This is a genomic window from Streptosporangium sp. NPDC023825, assembly GCF_040639575.1.
Lineage (GTDB): Bacteria > Actinomycetota > Actinomycetes > Streptosporangiales > Streptosporangiaceae > Streptosporangium.
In genome coordinates this window covers 1-18,308 of the sequence record NZ_JBFAAE010000073.1, presented here as the reverse complement: position 1 = coordinate 18,308, position 18,308 = coordinate 1, and the positions used below count along the sequence as shown (strand labels likewise).

18 protein-coding genes and 3 pseudogenes are annotated in these 18,308 nt (G+C 68.1%); 9 read left to right on the top strand and 12 right to left on the bottom strand.

The window, feature by feature from the left end; translation table 11 throughout:
- Window positions 1-21: 21 nt before the first annotated feature.
- The 4 genes from AB0G15_RS38000 to AB0G15_RS37985 form a co-directional block, all read right to left on the bottom strand.
- Entirely contained in the window at window positions 22-615 is a 594-nt protein-coding gene (locus AB0G15_RS38000; protein ID WP_362849847.1) for a hypothetical protein, read from the bottom strand.
- Window positions 612-941 (bottom strand): CPBP family intramembrane glutamic endopeptidase, encoded by a 330-nt coding sequence (locus AB0G15_RS37995; RefSeq protein ID WP_362849844.1) that lies wholly within the window; start codon window positions 939-941, stop codon window positions 612-614. The genes AB0G15_RS38000 and AB0G15_RS37995 overlap by 4 nt, the downstream gene beginning before the upstream one ends.
- Window positions 942-952: 11 nt before the next feature.
- Window positions 953-1,417, bottom strand: coding sequence for a hypothetical protein (locus tag AB0G15_RS37990; protein WP_362849841.1), 465 nt, complete (start codon window positions 1,415-1,417; stop codon window positions 953-955).
- Window positions 1,418-1,625: 208 nt separating this feature from the next.
- The gene (locus AB0G15_RS37985; RefSeq protein WP_362849838.1) at window positions 1,626-3,104 is read right to left on the bottom strand and encodes an alpha/beta hydrolase; all 1,479 of its coding nucleotides are present in this window, start codon (window positions 3,102-3,104) and stop codon (window positions 1,626-1,628) included.
- A gap of 150 nt (window positions 3,105-3,254) precedes the next feature.
- Here AB0G15_RS37985 and AB0G15_RS37980 point away from each other — a divergent pair, with 150 nt between their 5' ends.
- Both AB0G15_RS37980 and AB0G15_RS37975 read left to right on the top strand, forming a co-directional pair.
- Entirely contained in the window at window positions 3,255-3,575 is a 321-nt protein-coding gene (locus tag AB0G15_RS37980; protein WP_362849835.1) for an alpha/beta fold hydrolase, read from the top strand.
- Window positions 3,576-3,578: 3 nt separating this feature from the next.
- Window positions 3,579-4,475, top strand: coding sequence for a DUF5996 family protein (locus tag AB0G15_RS37975; RefSeq protein ID WP_362849832.1), 897 nt, complete (start codon window positions 3,579-3,581; stop codon window positions 4,473-4,475).
- Window positions 4,476-4,541: 66 nt separating this feature from the next.
- Here AB0G15_RS37975 and AB0G15_RS37970 read toward each other — a convergent pair whose 3' ends face one another.
- Complete coding sequence (locus AB0G15_RS37970; protein ID WP_362849829.1) at window positions 4,542-4,769, bottom strand: hypothetical protein; 228 nt, start codon at window positions 4,767-4,769, stop codon at window positions 4,542-4,544.
- Between the two features lie 277 nt (window positions 4,770-5,046).
- Between AB0G15_RS37970 and AB0G15_RS37965 the strand changes: the two genes are divergently transcribed.
- Entirely contained in the window at window positions 5,047-6,654 is a 1,608-nt protein-coding gene (locus AB0G15_RS37965) for an alpha/beta hydrolase (RefSeq protein WP_362849826.1), read from the top strand.
- 107 nt (window positions 6,655-6,761) lie between these two features.
- On the opposite strand, the gene AB0G15_RS37960 is transcribed toward AB0G15_RS37965, so the two are convergent.
- Together AB0G15_RS37960 and AB0G15_RS37955 are read right to left on the bottom strand one after the other, a co-directional pair.
- Entirely contained in the window at window positions 6,762-7,799 is a 1,038-nt protein-coding gene (locus AB0G15_RS37960; protein WP_362849823.1) for a hypothetical protein, read from the bottom strand.
- Window positions 7,800-7,933: 134 nt separating this feature from the next.
- Window positions 7,934-8,191 carry a MerR family transcriptional regulator gene (locus AB0G15_RS37955; RefSeq protein ID WP_362849913.1) on the bottom strand — a complete coding sequence of 86 codons (258 nt, stop codon included), beginning with the start codon at window positions 8,189-8,191 and terminating at the stop codon, window positions 7,934-7,936.
- 363 nt (window positions 8,192-8,554) lie between these two features.
- Between AB0G15_RS37955 and AB0G15_RS37950 the strand changes: the two are divergent.
- The 3 genes and pseudogenes from AB0G15_RS37950 to AB0G15_RS37940 form a co-directional block, all read left to right on the top strand.
- Window positions 8,555-9,218: pseudogene (locus AB0G15_RS37950) on the top strand (LLM class flavin-dependent oxidoreductase); the annotation flags it as partial.
- 473 nt (window positions 9,219-9,691) lie between these two features.
- On the top strand, window positions 9,692-11,851 hold the full coding sequence (locus AB0G15_RS37945) for an alpha/beta fold hydrolase (RefSeq protein WP_362849820.1): 2,160 nt from the start codon (window positions 9,692-9,694) through the stop codon (window positions 11,849-11,851).
- 111 nt (window positions 11,852-11,962) lie between these two features.
- Entirely contained in the window at window positions 11,963-12,181 is a 219-nt protein-coding gene (locus AB0G15_RS37940; protein WP_362849817.1) for a CPBP family glutamic-type intramembrane protease, read from the top strand.
- Window positions 12,182-12,358: 177 nt separating this feature from the next.
- Here the strand turns inward: AB0G15_RS37940 and AB0G15_RS37935 are convergent, their stop codons facing one another.
- Together AB0G15_RS37935 and AB0G15_RS37930 are read right to left on the bottom strand one after the other, a co-directional pair.
- Window positions 12,359-13,060 (bottom strand): GPP34 family phosphoprotein, encoded by a 702-nt coding sequence (locus tag AB0G15_RS37935; protein WP_362849814.1) that lies wholly within the window; start codon window positions 13,058-13,060, stop codon window positions 12,359-12,361.
- A 79-nt stretch (window positions 13,061-13,139) separates the two neighbouring features.
- Window positions 13,140-13,652, bottom strand: a complete 513-nt coding sequence (locus AB0G15_RS37930) for a hypothetical protein (RefSeq protein WP_362849811.1) — start codon at window positions 13,650-13,652, stop codon at window positions 13,140-13,142.
- A gap of 518 nt (window positions 13,653-14,170) precedes the next feature.
- Between AB0G15_RS37930 and AB0G15_RS37925 the strand changes: the two genes are divergently transcribed.
- Window positions 14,171-15,178: a zinc-dependent alcohol dehydrogenase family protein gene (locus AB0G15_RS37925; RefSeq protein WP_362849808.1), complete on the top strand. Its 1,008-nt coding sequence runs from the start codon at window positions 14,171-14,173 to the stop codon at window positions 15,176-15,178.
- 41 nt (window positions 15,179-15,219) lie between these two features.
- Here AB0G15_RS37925 and AB0G15_RS37920 read toward each other — a convergent pair whose 3' ends face one another.
- The 3 genes from AB0G15_RS37920 to AB0G15_RS37910 all read right to left on the bottom strand — a co-directional run bounded on the left by AB0G15_RS37920 (window position 15,220) and on the right by AB0G15_RS37910 (window position 16,580).
- Entirely contained in the window at window positions 15,220-15,414 is a 195-nt protein-coding gene (locus tag AB0G15_RS37920) for a hypothetical protein (protein ID WP_362849805.1), read from the bottom strand.
- Window positions 15,415-15,574: 160 nt separating this feature from the next.
- Window positions 15,575-15,793 carry a hypothetical protein gene (locus AB0G15_RS37915; protein ID WP_362849802.1) on the bottom strand — a complete coding sequence of 73 codons (219 nt, stop codon included), beginning with the start codon at window positions 15,791-15,793 and terminating at the stop codon, window positions 15,575-15,577.
- A 37-nt stretch (window positions 15,794-15,830) separates the two neighbouring features.
- Window positions 15,831-16,580 (bottom strand): MerR family transcriptional regulator, encoded by a 750-nt coding sequence (locus tag AB0G15_RS37910; protein ID WP_362849799.1) that lies wholly within the window; start codon window positions 16,578-16,580, stop codon window positions 15,831-15,833.
- 188 nt (window positions 16,581-16,768) lie between these two features.
- On the opposite strand from AB0G15_RS37910, the pseudogene AB0G15_RS37905 reads away from it, so the two are divergent.
- Together AB0G15_RS37905 and AB0G15_RS37900 are read left to right on the top strand one after the other, a co-directional pair.
- Window positions 16,769-16,966, top strand: a pseudogene (locus tag AB0G15_RS37905) (transposase); the annotation flags it as partial.
- Window positions 16,967-17,574: 608 nt separating this feature from the next.
- A pseudogene (locus AB0G15_RS37900) lies at window positions 17,575-18,179 on the top strand (transposase); the annotation flags it as partial.
- Between the last annotated feature and the right edge of the window lie 129 nt (window positions 18,180-18,308).

The following is an 18,308-nucleotide window of genomic DNA, read 5'->3' as shown; positions in this document are numbered from 1 at the left end:
GCGAGGGTCCGGGGTGACGTCTCATCGCCCGGCTCCTACGGCCCACGCCTCATCCACGACGGCTTCACGCATGCGCAGGAAGTCTCCGCTTCGCCCGGCGAGAGAATCAGCCAGGAGCGAGGCCTGATTCAGGGCTGACGCCATACCGATGCCGTGAACAGGGTTGTAGGTCGCCACGGCATCACCGATATCGACGAGGCCGGCCGGAAAACGGTCGAGACCTGCCAGAGGTCTTCCTCGATCGCGTAGACAGCGACAGCGACAAGCCCCTGGCCGTCGGCGCCCGGCGTGAACCGGTCGAGTGCGCACGATATCTTCGGAGTCCGCCATCGGCTCGCTGTTCGTGAACAGGCTGTGGTGTCCGGGCGGGGCCAGGACGGCGCCACGCGCGACGGCGTCGTCGGTGAATCCGGGGAACCAGTCCTCGAGCTTCTCCAGCGCTGCGGGCTGAAGGAAGTGACCGTGCCTGCCCTGCGGAACGGAGGTGTGCCCGACCGCCCCCGGGGCGAGCACATCCTCGAGAAGCACCAGCCGTCGCGCGTGGTCAGCCGGTGTTCGCGCCGCCGGCAGCCCGGCGAAGCTCACACCGATGACGCAGGCGGTTTCGATCGTCATGTCCGGCTCGAACCGGCCTGAACGGTCAGCGGTCCGGTGCGCCGAGTGGTGAGCCAGACGATCACCACGGTGACAAGGACGACGGCGCTCGGGATGAGCGTGGCGGCGGTCGCGGCTCCGGCGTCACGGTCGATCACGACGCTGTTCACGTCGGACCGCATGGCGATGGAGAAGACGAAGCCCAGCGTGTTCCACAGCGCGTGCAGGACGACCGCGATCTCCAGGCCGCCGGTACGCCAGGTGACGAGGCCTGTGCCGATGGCCAGCACGACGTACCAGAGATTCAGCCACGCGTCGCTCGCCGCGTGGCTCGCCACGAAGGCCACCGCCATCACGATCAGGCCGACGACGAGACCCGATCGGCTGCCCGGGTCCGGCTTCCGGCGACCCGGAAGATGAGCCCGCGAAACCCGTACTCCTCGCCCGCGGCCTGCAACGGGGTGAGCAGCAGGGTGGTGGCCAGCAGCCACAGCACATCGGTGTCCGACCACACGCTGCGCGGTTCGGGTGCCAGGTAGTCGCTCACGACCAGGGTCGCGACCCAGACCGGAAGGATGAGCAGCGATGCGCGGCCGAACACGTCGAAGCGGAAGCGCGAGAACACCGGGTGGAGCGACGCCCCCGGTACGCCGTGGAACCGGCGCTGAATGACCATGCTCCACGGGAGAAGCAGCGCCAAGGAGAACATCCCGACCGCGTGCGTCAGCGGAGTGTAGGAGCCGTCGCCGCCACGGTCGTCCAGAGCGGCAGCGCCCACGGACAACACGACGCCGAAAACCAGCATGCCGCCGACCAGGAGCACGATCGCGAGGATGCCGCGACCGACGCGGCGACGCTCCCCGCGAGGACGCGGTGGTATTCGACGTTCCCCATGTGTTGTCCCCTTTCGAATTGTGGGGACCATGAGAAACCGTGTGCCGGCGACACAGCCAAGATCCGTGAACCCCGGCTGCCCACCGCAGGATGACGGGCCGGGCGGTGGATCCGCCCGGCCCGTCACCGCAGCTTGTTCAGCTGGGCCGGCAGGTGGTGTCGCGGGCCGGCATCTTGCCCTCGACCAGCCAGTCCGTGGTGATGTGGAGGGCGCAGGCGTTGGTGTGGACGAGGAGGACGCCGTGGCCGCTCTCGTCGGCGGTCACCAGCTTGGCGCGCGAGGCGAACTTGTCGCGCAGCAGCTTTCCGCCCACCCACGGGGTCACCGGGTCGTGGCGGTTCTGCAGGATCAGGATGTTGGCCGGGCCCTTGGCGTCGACCTTCACCGGAGGCTCGTACGACTCGTGCTTCCAATAGGCACAGGGCGTGATGTTGGCGGTCGCGGCGCCGAACAGCGGGTACCGCTTGCGGTCCTCGGCGACGGCCCGGCGGTAGGTCGCCACGTCCTCGGGCCAGTTGACGTCGTTGCAGGTGGTCGCGAGGAACGTCGTGAGGGCGTTGTCGATGGGGTTCGCCGGTGCCGCTTGCCTGGTCGCCGGGGCTTCGGCCGGGTTGAGGTACGTCTGCAAGGTGCGCGCTGTCCGCCCGTACGACAACTCGCTGTAGAGGCCGGCGAAGGTGAGGTACCGGACGACGGCGCCGTCAGCACCGTCCGGCGCGGGGGTCTTGTCGAGCCGCTCGGTGATCCGCAGGAAGGTCCGGCGGACCTGCTGCGGCGTACGACCCAGGCCGTACGAGTCGTGCCGGGTCGCCACCCAACGGGCGAAATCGGGGAACGTCTGCTCGAAGCCGAGCCCGAACCGACGCATGCCCGCCGGGTTGAGGTGGGTGTCGCCGACGTTGCTGTCGAAGACGATCCGGTCGGTGGTCTTCGGGAACAAGGAGACGTACGTCGCGCCGAGGGCCGTGCCGTAGGACGCTCCGTAGTAACTGGCCTTCCTCTCACCGAGCGCCGCCCGGACCCGATCCAGGTCGCGAGCCGTGTTCGCCGTGGTGATGTGCCGCAGCCGGCCGTCCTTGTCGGTGGCGGCGCACTTGTCGGCCACCTGCTTCGCGATCGCGGCCTGCCGGGTCACCGCGGCGTCGTCGGCCGCGTACGGCGGAACGTTGGCCCAGTACGGATCCTCGAGCGTGAAGCCGCAGCTCATCTTCGTCGAATGCCCGACCCCCCGGGTGTCCATGCCGATCAGGTCGTACGCATCCGATACGGTGGTCGGCAGGCCCCGGCTGACCAGGAAGGCGCCCTGGTCGATCCCGATGCCGCCCGGGCCGCCCGGGTTGAGCAGCAGGATGCCGCGCCGCTTGGCCGGGTTGGTGCTGGCGATCTTCGAGATCATGATCTCGATCTGCTCGCCGTCCGGGTCGCGGTAGTCCAGGGGTACGGGGATCTTCGCGCACTGCACCGCGACCGGCGCCGGCATCACGACTTCGGCCGGGCACGCTTCCCACGTCAGCTCGGGTGCGGCTTGCCGGGCCACAGCAGCCGGCCCGGCCACGGCAAATGTGCCGAGCAAGGCGATCACCCCGATCAGCACAGCGCCACGTTTTCGGTACATGTACCACCTCCTGCGTCGTCCGCCGGCATTCGGTGTCATGCGACACCATGTCGCGGGAACACAGTCAAGGTCTTGACCCTGTTCGGGGAACATGGTTTCTGCTGGGCCGCAGTCGCGACCTGTCCTGTCGGCCCGATGAAAGGAACCGAAGTGAAACCCACCGTCGTTCTGGTGCACGGCGCGTTCGCCGAGTCCGCAAGCTGGGGCGGCGTCATCCAGCGCCTGCTCGACGACCGCTACCCGGTCATCGCCGCACCCAGTCCGTCGCCCAGCCTGTCCGGGGACGCCGCCGTCGTCTCCAGCGTCCCGAGCACGATCGACAGGCCGGTCGTGCTCGTCGGCCACTCGTACGGCGGGGCGGTCATCTCCAACGCCGCCGTCGAACTCGCCGGCGCGTCGCACGCCATTCCCGTGTCGGAGCCGGTCGCGGTCGCCGAGATCGTCCTCGATGCCACCCGATCGATCGGCTGAACCGTGGAGAAAAAGATCACCAACTTGTGGCCCCGGCTACGCGTGGCCGACTGGACCGAGACCCGCGACACCCTGCACATGTGGACCCAGATCGTCGGCAAGATCCGGATGGCGTACACGCCGCCGGCCAACCACTGGTGGCACGTCACGCTCTATCCCACGGCCCGCGGCCTGACCACCTCGGCCGTGCCGTACGACAAGGGCGTCTTCGACATCGAGTTCGACTTCGTCGACGAGCGGCTGCGCGTGCGCACCAGCGACGGCGGCTCGCGCGATGTGGTTCTCGAACCGAAGCCCGTCGCGACGTTCTACGGCGAGACGCTCGAGGCGCTGGCCGCGCTCGGCCTGAAGCCCAGCATCCACCCCGTGCCCAACGAGGTCGAGCTCGCGATCCCCTTCGCCGAGAACGACCGGAACTGCTCGTACGACGGGGAAGCCGCACGACTGTTCTGGCGGCAGCTGCTGCAGGCCGAGCGGGTGATGAGCCGCTTCCGCTCCGGGTTCGTGGGAAAGGCCAGCCCGGTGCACTTCTTCTGGGGCGCGATGGATCTGGCATACACCCGCTTCTCCGGTCGGGTCGCCCCGCAACACCCGGGCGGCGTGCCCAACTGCCCGCCGTGGGTCATGCACGAGGGCTACTCGCACGAGCTGGCCAGCTTCGGTTTCTGGCCGGGCGGTGGTGAGGAAGGCGCCTTCTATGCGTACGCGTATCCGGAACCGCCGGGCTACCGGGAGCGCACGGAGGCGTACTTCGACAAGACCCTGCAGGAGTGTGTGCTTCCGTACGAGAAGGTGGCCGAGTCAGCCGATCCCGACGCGACACTCCTCGACTTCCTCCGCGCAACCTACGGTGCCGCCGCCGACCTGGCCGCCTGGGACCGCTCGGCCGTGGAGGAGTGACCGTCGCGTCCCCTGGACGGGGGCTCAGGGGACGCGACGCCGGCCGCCGAGCCTTGCCCGCCGCCGTCAGCTGCCGGGCTGGGCCGGAGCGCTGCCGTTGTCGACGAATGTGCAGACGGTGCGCAGGGGCGCGTCGGGTGTCCGGCTGGTGCGGGTGGGCTTCGGGGCCGAGGTCGTCGTGGCTTCGGCCGGGGAGGTGACCGACAGCGACGACGAGGGCGCTGCTGTTGCTCCCGCCGCGTCGGTCGTCTCGCCGGTACCGCAGGCGTGCTGGGCGAGGACAACTCCGGCCAACAGGACGGCGCTGACGACAGTGCGAGAGCGGGACGTGACAGTCTTCTCGAATCGAGACGGGATCGGTCGGCTGAGCCGCAGGATTTGCTTCCCGCTGCGGTGAGTGGTCGATGCTTGTCCAGCGGCCCGGCGGCGCTGAGGCCTCAGAGGAAATCCTGTGCAGACCGCACGGTCAAGCCCGGCCTCTCGTGGCTCGATCCGCATTCATTGCGATCCCGGCTTGACCCGGTGGCGGGAACATGGTTTTGGCCTGCGGAGACGAAAGGGAGTCCGCACTGTGCCCAGAACGAAGATTGACCAGCTCTTCGCGCGGCGAGCCCGGGTATTCCGCCGCTCCGGTCTCTCTGGTCTCGTACTTTCGATCTGCGCGATTTCGGCCATGGGCTGCACGCCGGCAGAGAATGAGCAACCCACGCCGGTCGCCAGTTCGTCGGCGGCTGACCTGACGAAATTCTATTCTCAGAAGCTGGACTGGTCGGGCTGCGCCGAGTTCGCCACCAGCAAACGGGAAGCGGAGATTCTCGCGGACCCCAAGGCCCGGTGCGCACGGTTGTCGGTTCCGCTGGACTACGACGACCCGAAGGGCGCCACCGCGTCCGTCGCGGTCCTGCGCGTCAAGGCGCGGGGGGAGTCGAAGGGCTCGGTGGTCTTCAACCCGGGCGGCCCGGGCGGCTCGGGCGTGTTGGGCGGGCTGGCCGTGAGCCGGGGGCTGGCCAAGAGCCGCATCTCCGAAGCCTTCGACATCGTCGGCTTCGACCCGCGCGGTGTCGGTGCCACCAAGCCGGCTGCCGACTGCTATTCGGAGAAAGGCACGACGCGGGGGGACAAGGTGTTCCCCACGTTGACCTTGACCGTCGATCTGACGGAGAAGGACACCCGCGCGGTGTTCGACCGCTGCGCCGAGGGATCCGGGGGCGCGAAGGGGCTCGCTTCGATGGGCACCCGCACGACCGCTCGCGACATGGACGTTCTGCGAGCCGTTCTGGGCGACGAGAAGCTGACCCTGCTCGGCCAGAGCTACGGCACCCGGCTCGGCTCGGTCTACGCCGAGCAGTTCCCGCAGCGGGTACGGGCGATGATCCTCGACGGCGCGTTCGACCCGGGGCTGGGCACGATCGAGCGGCGACTCGCCGCCTACGGCGGGTTCCAGCGAGCGTTCGAGGTGATGGCGGCCACCTGCGCCAAGGACGCCTCGTGTCCGCTGGGGACCGACCCGAAGGCCTGGACCTCGAGATTCCAGGCGCTCATGCAGCCGCTGCAGGACAAGCCCGTGCCCGCGCTGGGCCAGGAACTCGACTTCGACGGGGCCGTCGGCGGTGTGATGGCGGGACTGTACAGCCCGACGCTGTGGCCCACCGTCGTGCGCGGCCTGAACGAGGTGCGGCAGGGGCGCGGCGACAGTCTGATGCGTCTGGTGCAGGACCTCGGCGGCGGTGCGGCCGACAACGCGGTGAACGGCAACGTGACCGAGGCCCTCTTCGCGATCAACTGCATGGACGAGCGGCGCCTCACCCCGCAGGACGTCGCCCAGTTGCGCGCCCGGGCGTTCGAGGTCGCCCCCTTCATGAGCCCGGGCGGCGACGTCGGGCGGGGCGCCCGGGACGGATGCGAGTTCTGGTCGGCGCCGCCGACTCTCGGCATTCCGTACGCCCAGAACATTCAAGGCCTTCCGAAGACGCTCGTCATCTCGATCACCGGTGACCCCACGACCCCGCACGCAGGCGGCGTCAAACTCGCCGAGACCCTCGGCAGCGCTTTGCTGACCGTGAAGGGTGAGGGGCACACGGTTGTCTCCAGCGGGGCCAACACGTGTGTCGACAAGATCGCCGCCGACTATCTGATCGATCTCAAGCTGCCGGAGCCGATGCCGGAATGTTCGGTCTGAGCCGGCGGAAAGGCGGTGTTGTGTTGATGACGAACTCAGGGTGGGCGGCATGCGACCGATGATTCTCGTTCGCGGCGCGTGGCACGGCAGTTGGTGCTGGGCGTCGGTCACGCCCCACCTGGCCGCTCGTGGCATACCGTCGGTCGGGGCGGACTCCGCAACCGCCCTTGACCCGGTGCCACCTTGCGCGTCGGTACGTACGCGCAGGGATCGGTCATGCTTGACTGTGTCCCTGGAACATGGTTTTTGATGACCGGGTGTTCGACGAATGGCGGCGACGCCGAGCCATCCAGCGCCTCAAACTCGGGGACGGGCGCGCGCTGAAGCGATTCCGTTGGTGGCAGACTCTGTCCCGGTCCCTGTTCTATCTTCCCGCGGACGCCGGCGCGGGCCGGCCGGCGGAATACGCGGTCGACGTGAACCACATGAAGAGCAACGAGAACCTCGACACCGAAGCACACCTGTATCGCGACGGCCGGCACTTCGAGCGGGCGAGGCTCCCTGCCGTCTTCCCGATCGAAGGCGGCGCGATCGAGGTGGAGACCTCGCCCTTCGGCCTCCGGCGGTGCCACTTCGTCGCCGACGACGGGACCGAGCAGCAACTCGTGCCGGATCCGCGCTCGGCCGAGGGGCGCCGCGCCCGGCTCGACCGCGAGCGCCCGTTGCTCAGCCGCTGGATCGGCGTGATCTCCCTCGTCCTGATCATCGTGCCGCTGATCCTCGGCCTTCCGCAGAGCGTCGAGTCGATCTCCCGGTTCCCGCCGCTGGCCGAGCGGTTCGGTGTCTTCGAGTCGCCGATCGACGCGCCGGCCTGGCTCAACATCGCGCTCGTGATCAGCGCGACGGTGGGCAGCACCGAGCGTGCCCTGCGCCTGCGGTACAACCGGTGGCTGGACGCGGTGGATGACGTCGAGCTGGGCCTCGTTGTGGAGTTCCCGCAACGCGTCGATGAACGTCTGCCGCGTGACGGACTTCCCCTTCGACACGTGGGCCATCGCGTCGTTGTCCATCCAGGGATAGTTACGAAGGGTACGGACCAGGGACGGTGCGTACTTCTCGGCGAGGTTCTGCCGCGTCGCCTCGTCGGCGTCGGCGGGCAGCGCGTCGAAGTCGGCGCTGACGGCATCGTCGTTGTCGTTCTCCACCGCTTGCCGTACGTCGGCCAGGGCCTGGTCGTCGAAGACCTGCGTGTATATGTGGATGAGCGAGCGGTCGGCCTCGGACAGGCGGCCGGCGACGGGCTCGAAGCCCGGCGGCGTGTCGGGCGGCGCGTTCTCGCTCAGAATGGCCGCGATGCCCTGCCGGCCTTCTCCAGCCGTTCGATGGCGGCCGCGTGGTCGACGTCGACCTGGTGCAGCGCCTCGGGGGAGCCCGTGCTCAGCTCTTTGATCCGGGACAGGGGCACGCCCAGCTCGGCCAGCCGGCGGATGCGCAGCAAGCGTACGAGATCTAGTGTTTCGTACTGCTTGTAGCCGTTGTAGCGGCGATCGGGCTCCTCGAGCAGGCCCAGACGATGGTAGTGCCGGATCGTGTTCACCGTGGTGCCCGCGAGTGTCGCGAGCTCGCTCGTGCTCCAAGCCACGTCGATCTCCTCGGTCACTCGCCTGCTGACAGGCCCGCCCACGAAAGGTCGCGGCAGGAAGATGATCGCGACAATGCCGCGACCGATCCGGCGTTTGTCGGCTGCCGGCACCCGGTGCTACTCGACTCCAGCGAGGGCTCCACCAGGGTACTTGGGACACGGCTGTGCGATGACGTTGACCGTGTGGCCGGCACACGGTTTCTGACGGGGGAACACCGCCGGCATCGGCGCAGTCCCGCTGGCCGGAGTCGTCGCGCCGAAGCCCACCGGCTCCGGCCGGTCGACAAATGAGGCGGCCCGGTTCGAAGGAGACTCGTGATGCGGTTCGGCATTTTCACCGTGGGTGACGTCACTCCGGACCCCACGACGGGCCGGACCCCGACCGAGCACGAGCGCATCCAGGCCATGGTGACCATCGCGCTGAAGGCCGAGGAGGTGGGCCTCGATGTGTTCGCCACCGGCGAACATCACAACGTGCCCTTCGCGCCGTCCTCGCCGACCACGATGCTCGGCCGGATCGCCGCCCGGACCGAGAAACTGCTGTTGAGCACGGCCACCACGCTGATCACCACCAACGATCCGGTGAAGATCGCCAAGGACTACGCGATGCTGCAGCACCTGTCCGGCGGCCGCGTCGACCTCATGATGGGCTGCGGCAACACCGGGCCGGTCCACCCCTGGTTCGGCAAGGACATCCGGGCCGGCATCCCCTGGCGATCGAGAATTACGCGCTCCTGCGCCGGCGGTGGCGGGAGGACACCGTCGGCTGGTCCGACAAGTTCCGTACGCCGCTGCAGTCGTTCACCTCGACGCCGCGCCCCCTCGACGGTGTTCCGCCGTTCGTCCGGCACAGCTCCATCCGCAGCCCGGAGATCACCGGGCAGGCCGCCTTCTACGGTGACGGCTTTTTGCCAACAACACTCTCTGGCCCACCTCACACACCCAGCGCATGGCCGGGCTCTACCGCGAGCGGTTCGCCCACGGGGAGTCGCAGCGGGCAGACCGTCATCCTCCTGCGCCCCGGTGATGCCGGCGAGCACCTCATCCCACTTTTCCGGCACCCAGTCGACGACGGAGAAGGTTGGTCGCACCAGGTCGCCGACGTCTCCTCCCGCGCTTCGGACACCGATGACGATGTTGTGCAGCGCGGCAGCGACTAACCGGCCAGATCCGGTGCGGCGGGCCTGGAGTCCGGGGAGCCGGCAGGATCAGCCGGGATCCGGTCGCGACAGCGACCGGCGAGTAGTCGGACCTGCCGAAGCGATCCGTCCGGGTGCAGAAACTCCACGATCATGTGATCTTTCCCCGTTGTGCTGCAGAAGCCTCCCAGTGCCACCTGTGTTTCAGGAATACATTCAAGGCGAGAGCGCCCGACGGGCGCGGCGGGCCGGCCGCTTGACCCGGTTCCTGGAACAGGGTGTCGCATACGGGGAGACCTTCATGGAAGGAGCCGGTATGACACTGGAAGCTGCGATCCGTTCCAACGACGTGGCGGCGGTGGTGGAACTGCTCGAGTCGGGCGCGGACCCGCACCGCCGCGGCGCCGGTGGCCTCACACCACTGATGGTCGCCTCCGGGCTCGGTCGATCACGCCTGGTGAAGCGGCTGCTGGAGGCCGGCGCGGATGTGTCGACGGTCGAGCCGCGCATGGGCGCCACGGCGTTGCACAAGGCGGCGCAGGCCGGTGACGACGGCGTCATCGGCCTGCTCCTCGACCATGGCGCCTTCGTCGACCAGCAGTCGCCCCGGCTCGGTCACACGCCGCTGATGGACGCGGTGCAGTACAAGCACGAGGCGGCGGTCCGGCTGCTGCTGGCCCGCGGAGCCCGTACCTCTGTGCGCAACCACTGGCAGGAGACGGCGCTCGACCTGGCGTTGCGCGACGGCTCCGAGGTCATCGCCGGTCTCCTGCACGCGCGGACGGCGGCCGACACCGACCGGATCCGGTCGCTGGCGCTGACGGCGGCGGTACAGGTCGGCGACCTCACCGCGGTGAGACGGCTCATCGGGGCCGGTGCGGCCCTCGACGAGCGACTGCCGGCCGTCGGCGATCATGACGACGACTACACGCCGCTCGGGATCGCCGCTCGCGACGGGCACACCGGCATCGTCCGCGTGCTGCGCGAGGCCGGTGCGGATCCGCGCCGGCTCAACGGGCTGATGGGCGCGACGCCGGGCCATGAGGCCGCCTTCGCCGGGCACGCCGACGTCATCCGGGCGCTGACGACGCGCGGCCCCAGCGGTACGCCGACGCTCGAGATCGACGCCCAGGGTGCCTACAACGGCTTTACCGCCTTGCACGACGCGGTGTGGCACGGGCACCGGGAGGCAGCACAAGCCCTGGTCGAGGCGGGCGCCCGCCTCGACCTCACCTCGCACACCGGTCACACACCCCGGCAACTTGCGCTCCACCACGGGTACGACGATCTCGCGGCGTATCTGGCCGAGGCCGAGAGCAAAGCCGTTCGGCCATCGCCCTTTGCCTTCGCCGAGGCCGCGCTCGACGATTTGCGCGAGCGGCTTTTCCGTACGCGATGGCCTGATCCCGAACCGGTGGAGGACTGGAGCCAGGGCGTGCCGCTGCGCAGGCTGCGGGCACTGTGCGACTACTGGCGGGACGGCTACGACTGGCGGGCCTGCGAGGCCCGGCTGAACGCGCTCAACCCGTCGACGACGCGCATCGACGGACTCGACATCCACTTCCTGCACCTGCGGTCGCCCGAACCGGAGGCGATGCCGCTCGTGATGACCCACGGCTGGCCCGGCTCGGTCATCGAGTTCCTGAAGGTGGCACCGATGCTGGCCGACCCGCGGGCCCACGGCGGCGACCCCCGGGACGCGTTCCACGTGGTCCTGCCCTCGATGCCCGGTTTCGGACTGTCCGGCAAGCCGACCGAGACCGGGTGGGGACCCGAGCGGATCGCGTGCGCCTGGGCCGAGCTGATGCGGCGGCTGGGCTACGACAGCTTCGGCGCGCAGGGCGGCGACTGGGGGCACGCGGTCACCACCGCGCTGGGCGGCATCGGCGAGCCCGCCGTCCGGGCCATCCACTCCAACATGTTCCCCACCTACGGCACCGAGGAAGCCACGAACGAGCAGGAGGAGCGTGCCCTGCAACGATGGCGTGACTTTCAGGCCCACGAGTCGGGCTATCAGCACGAGCAGATCCAGAGCCCTCAGACGATCGGGTACGCGCTCACCGACTCACCGGTGGGGCAGGCGGCCTGGATCTACGAGAAATACGAGCAGTGGACGGACCACGACGGCGATCCGGAAAACCTGCTCAGTCGCGACGAGATGCTGGACAACATCACGTTGTACTGGCTGACCGGCACCGCCGCCTCCTCGGCTCGCATCTACTGGGAGAGCTTCCGCACCTACCGCGACCCGAAGGTCGAGGTGCCGGTCGGCGTCAGCCTCTTCCCCCGCGACATCTATCTCGCCGCACGTCGCTGGGTGGAGCAGCGTTACCCGAACCTCGTGCACTACAACGAGCTGCCCAAGGGCGGACACTTCGCCGCCTGGGAACAACCCGAACTGCTGGCTGCGGAGGTGCGCGCCACCTTCCGCCACGTACGCCAGAGATCCGCAGCGAAAAGCACCGGCGCTTCGTGAACCCGACGCCAACATCGCTTCCCTCGACAACGCCCGTCCCTTCGGTACACACATCGGGATGGCCTGGTGGAAGCCGCTTTCGGCCGACCGGCGAGGAGATCATGTTCCGGCTTGGTGCTCCCGGCCGCGGGGTCGTGGTTGCGCGCGGTGCGCCCGGCGTTCACCACCGGACTGGTGGTCCCCAGCCTCGTGTTCGCCGTCCTGCGCGCAGCGGGCGATCCCTGGCTCTTCGCCTGTTACGTGCTCCTCTCGGCATGCACGGCCGTCATGGGATTGATCACTCGGGACCTCGAGGCCGTGATGGCGTTCCACGTGGCGAACACTTGGTGACGACGACTGTCAACGTGCTCGTGGCCGATGGCGGCCCTTGGTCGTCGACCGCACCGAGGGCGCCGGCGGTGGCCCTTCACTGATCGTTCTGGCCGTCATGAATCTGGCCGTGCTCGCCTTCGTCTGGCTCCGCGAGCGGTCGCGCCGCACTGGTCCGGAGCGAGGGGTGTAGCTCGTTCATCGCTTGGGCAGCACGGCCGCCGCGAGTATCACGTTGTCGACGATGGTCGCGGCGAAGCTGCGGGCGATCGCGTCGGCGGCGGCATCGGCTGCCCAGATGCCGTGCTCGAGTTGCTTGGCTCGGGCGATGGTCGCGGTGGTCCGCGGGATCTCGGGATGGAACTGCGGCAGCATCCCGCTTCCGGACAGCAGTGCCACGAGCGCGGCGAGGCGGGGCTCCGGCTCCGCCTCGCCGACCAGCACGCCCCGTACGCCGCGGAGCAGGCTCCTCCGGCGCCCGGATTCGCCGTCTGTCAACATCTCCCTTATGGGCGCTTCGGTCTCGACACAGGTTGATCGGTGGATGTCGTTGCGCTTGATGAGACGTTCGAGCAAGGGGCGGCGCAGGGCCGGTCCGATCACGGCGAGCGTCGCCTGGACGCCTCGCGGCCTTGAGGCGAGGTAGTCCCACGTGGATCGCAGGAGGCCGTCCGTCGGTGGCCGCTCGGCGACGGCTTCCACCCGGGTCGACCCGCTCCATCCGGGTACGGTTCGCACGTGCCGGCCGATGCTGAGATCCGCAAGCATCGCTCCGGCGAGAACGTAGGGAAGCGTTTCCTCCCCGGCGACGACTCCGGTGCCCTCCGGCCCGGAGAACGGCTGGAACAGGAGTAACAGAAGGTCTTCGGCCAGGGTCGGCGGGCCGAGCCGCTGTGTCATCGTGTGATCCTTTCGACGGGGAATGCGGCGCGAGTCCGGGAAACGTGATGCGGTCGACAGGGGAGGGTGAAGCCGGAGGTCAAGCCACCACGAACGAGACGACACCCCAGACCAGGGTGGTGGTCAACGTCGTCCAAAAGACGATCGCGATCGCCTGCCACAGCAGCACCCAGGAGCGCGAGGTCCCCGAGGCGATGAGCATGGCCGCGGTGAACTGGGTCGGCACGACCAGCGGTCCGAGCAGGCTCGCTCCGGGCACACCGAAGCGCACGAGGTAACGGCGGAAGCGCCGGCGCCCCTTGGACTCGGGGCGCTCCTCGCGGCTGCTCGGCCGGTGTCCGTGAGCGACCGCGGCGGCGCGGGCCCGCGAGCTGATCAGCACGACGACGAGTACGCAGAGGAAGTTGCCCGCGGCTGCGGCAACCGCGGCCACCACGGGATGGATCCCACCGACCACTCCGATCGGCGATGCGCCCTCGCCTTCGATGAACGGGATCGCGCCGGCCAGCATGACGATGAACGGCTGGACCAGTTCGGGCACCTCGGCCACGAGGTCGCGGAAGTTCTGAACGAGCGTTTCGACGGGATTCACAGCGGGCTCCTCGAGCGGGGAGATGCGTCACCACCGAGTAGAGACCGTGTGCTCAGCACAGAGTCAAACGCCCTGTTCGTGGCATCCCCGAGGATCGGGTGCGTTCCCCGCCGGGGTCCGCCTCGGGCCACCGGCTCGGTGCTGTTGAGCGAGGCGGCTAAATGTTCGCGCCGGTAGAAATCCCTAGTGCCTGTGGGGGAGGGCCGTCCAGGTAAGATTCAGCTCCTTGAGCCGGCGGCGGGAGCGTCAGATCGCTGCACAGCGTCTCGTCGGTTCTGACCGCTCTGCGCGCGGCCTCCAGCGCGGCGGGACAGTTACCCAGACGCACGCCTGCATTTCAGCAGGCTACTCGTGAGTAAAAAAGTGCCTGGGCCGCCATCCGGCGATGCGTGAACCGGGTACGGTGACCCCGTTCGCCGGCCGACGGCTGGACTATGTGGTAACCACACCGTTTTCACTGGATGGATGCCGACCTTGCCGTTGCGTCACGCACCAGAACCACGATGAGGAGCACCGATATGACTGGTCTGATGAAGGCTGTTGTGCTCGCCCGTTTCGGAGGGGCTGATGCTTTCGAGCTGCGCGACGTCTCGGTACCGCACGTCGAACCCCGCCAGGTGCGGGTGCGCGTCCATGCGACCGCCCTCAACCCGCTCGACTATCAGATCCGTCGCGGAGACTACGCGGATCATGTGCCGCTCCCGGCGATCATCGGATACGACATCTCCGGAGTGATCGAGGAAGTCGGATCCCACGTGACCGAGTTCCGTGCCGGCGATGCGGTGTACTACACGCCCCGGATCTTCGGCGGTCCCGGCTCCTACGCCGAGCAGCATGTCGCCGACGTCGGCCTCGTTGCCCGCAAGCCGGAGAACCTCAGTCACCTGGAGGCGGCGAGCCTGACTCTCGTCGGCGGAACGGTCTGGGAGGCGCTGGTGACGCGAGCTCAGCTCACCGTGGGGGAGACGATCCTCATCCATGGGGGCACGGGCGGTGTCGGCACGATCGCGATCCAGATCGCGAAGGCGATCGGCGCACGAGTGATCACCACCGCGAAAGCCGGCGACCATGAGTTCGTGTGCTCTCTCGGAGCGGATGCGGCGATCGACTACACCTCCGCGGACTACGTCGATGCCGTGGCCGAGCTGACGCGAGGCAAGGGGGTCGATGTCGTCTTCGACACGATCGGTGGCGACACGCTCACACGAAGCCCGCTGACGCTCGCCGACTCCGGACGCGTCGTCAGCATCGTCGACATCGCGCAGCCGCAGAACCTCATCGAGGCGTGGGGCAGGAACGCCGCCTATCACTTCGTCTTCACACGACAGAACCGAGGAAAGCTGGACGCGCTCACCACGCTGGTCGAGCGCAGTCTCGTGAAGCCGGTCATCGGCGCGACTCTTCCGCTCGCCCGAATGGGCGAGGCTCACGAACTCCTGGAGAACAGGCGGTCGTACGCACTGCGCGGCAAAGTCGCGATCGATGTGGCGGGCGAAACTCTTGCGCTTCCCCCTCGCATCTCGTAGCGGAACGCTCCACGCCCTCGGGCGCGTACACCATCGGTTGATCAGCAGGAGCGGGTGCGTCCGGCGGACCGGGCCCGCCCCACCCGGGCCGTGGCGAGCAACAGGCCACCGGTCAGCACGGCGTCCACCCCGGCGGAGCTGGGCCGGAACCGCGGGACGTCGAGACCTCGGATGCGCAGCTCGGCCGACAGGTCGTGCCGGAGCAGCCGGTCGTTGCCGGTGGTCTTGCCCCACATGACGACCGGCTGTGGCCGTCCCGCGCGAAGCAGCGTTCGGCGAGATCGGTCAGACGTTCGATCAGGAGCGGGTCGATCGCTCTGTCCGGGATCGAGAACTCCTCGTGGCGCAGCGGGCCGGTGCGGAAAAGTCCGGCCTCCACGTGACGCTGGGCCCGGATCAACGGTCCGTGACGGCCTCCACCCGGGTCGATCCGCCCCAGCCGGGGGTGGTTCGCACGTGTCCACCGAGGCCGAGATCGGCGAGCACCGCACCCCCGAGAACGTAGAAGAGCGTGTTCTCGCCGGCGAGGACACCGGTGCCCCGCATCCCCGCGTTCGGCTGGGACAGGAGCAACAGGAGGTCTTCGCCCAGGGTGGCGATCCCGAGCTGAGCCATGGTGTCTTCCTTTCGATTCGGGATGCGACGCAGGTGCTCAGGCCGGAGAGTTGAGCCCCCGTTCGCGGCGCAGTTGCTCCTGCGCGAGGATGCCGGCCCGGCCCAGCACATCGACCTGGGCGGCGTTGTAGAGCCCGACGACGGCGTCGATGAACGTCTGGCGCGTGACGTGCTCGCTCTTCGACAGATGCCGGGCGGGATCGCGCAGCCAGGGATGGTCGACCAGATGCTGCGCCAGCCGCGCGGCGAGCTTCTCGGCGAGGTTCTGGCGGGTCGCCTCGTCGGCGTCGGGCGGCAGGGTGTCGATGTCGTGGCTGATGGGATCCGTATCGGCGTCCACCATGCGCCGCAGGTCCTTCATCGTGTCATCGTCGTAGAACTGGCTGAAGACGTGGATGAGCGAGGTGTCGGACACGGTCAGCCGCGGCGCGACCGACTCGAAGCCGGCGGGCGCGTCGGCCGGCGCCCCGTCGCGCAGAATGATCGCGATGTCGGAGCGGGCTCGGCGCAGACGCTCGACCTCGGCCGCCAGGTCGGCGTCGACCTGGCGCAGCACTTCCGGAGCGGGGGCGCCGCCCGAGGTGATCGCGCCGATCCGGGAAAGGGGTACACCCAGCTCTACGAGACGCCGGATGCGCAGGAGGACGACGAGATGCTGTACCCCGTACTGCTTGTATCCGTTCGCCCGGCGTTCGGGCTCGTCGAGCAGGCCGAGCCGGTGGTAGTGCCGAATCGTGTTCACCGTGGTGCCGGCGAGTTCCGCGAGCTCACGGGTGCTCCAGGCCACGTCGGTTCCTTCCTGGGTCTGACCCGGCGGTCGGCTGTCAGGTGCTGGCTCGCAGTTGACACCGTGTTCCCACCACAGGGTCAATGCGCCAACGACTCGGATCTTGAAAGCTTCCTTAAGAGCGCCTAACAGCATGAGTCCCCCTGTGCTTTGATCTCTCGCTGTAGCGACGGTGAGAGGAGCAGCGGGTGGCGCGGCTGAAGCCGTGGGAGGTCAGCGACGAGTTGTGGACGGTCATCGAGCCGCTGCTGCCGAAACACCGGCGCCGAGCCCGCTGGCCAGGACGCAAACGGCTCGATGACCGCCTGGCCCTGCAGGGCGTCTTGTTCGTGCTGCACACCGGCATCGCCTGGGAGCACCTGCCGCAAGAACTGGGCTACGGCTCGCTGACATCCCGCTGCAGATTTGCACTGCGCCGCGAGGTCAAGCTTCTCCGTGAGGAGAAGGAGACCCTGCGCAGCGCCGCGGCTTGTAGTGTCCCGTCTCATTCAATCTGAGGCACCGGAAGCCCCTGACCTGCGGTGCCTCAGATTGAATGAGATAACTCATCCGGTCTTGTCTCATTCAATCTGAGGCACATCGACTAATCCGATTTGTGCTCATATTTTAGAACACATTATCGAGTATTGCTCTACTGGTCGCACTGAAACCGTCTCATTCAACTTGAGGCATCCTGCAGTTTTTCTCATCTACTTGAGGCAGTCGACGTCCTGAGCAGGCACGATCGGTCCGATCACCAGGAGCAAACTGGAGATTTACCTCATGATCGATGAAACGGAAAAGTTGCCTTTCGAGCTTCACGCGGCAGACGTAGCGTGGCGGCATGACGAAGGAAGCGCATCGTCCCTTCGTAGACGTCGGGCGGCGTATAAGCGCAGAGTTCGTGGCGGCGTGCCAAGACTGTCGGTGGGCCCAGGTCGTTGATGAGGATCTGCATGAGGAGGTAACCGGTCGCCTGCTGGAGTGGCAAGTGGTCCACCCGGAGCAGGGGTGCGATCACCTGAGCGACCGCGACTTCGGGACATTCGCCTTTGATGAGTTCGGTCCTTTGGACATCCGTCCCGCGCACGGCACGAGCTGGGCACCACAGGGCTGTCCGGACCGGCTGCTGGCCACTTACCACCGCACTCATGGGACCACCTACTTCCACGGCTGCTACTCCGTCGGCGACGACACGTTGTGGGGCGTCAACCGGCGCCGCAAAGGCATCGCTCCCACCTGGGCCGCGTTGCGGTCAATCCGTGCCGCTCGGACGGCGCTCCGATCTACGTGATCCTGGACAACCTGTCAGCGCACAAGAACTGGCGCATCCGCACCTGGGCCAGGCGCCACAAGGTCGAGTTGTGCTTCACCCCGACCTACGCCTCCTGGGCCAACCCGATCGAGGCGCCCTTCGGGCCACTGCGGCAGTTCACCATCGCCAACTCCGACCATCCCAACCACACGGTGCAGACCCGAGCCCTGCACGCCTACCTGCGCTGGCGCAACGCCAACGCCCGCCACCCCACCCTCCTGGCCGCCCAACGCCGCGAACGTGCCCGCGTCCGCAGCGAAAAGGGCATCCGCTTCGGCGGACGCCCCCTTCCACTCGCCGCGTGATCGCTCAACCCGGCAAACGTTTCCGGTCACAGCACTAGTGTCCTGCGTCTAAAGTTCGTCAGCTAAGTCTAGAATGGGCTGCATGGCGCGGATGGGACGGCCCAAGACTCCGGTGACGCTTTCCGCTGA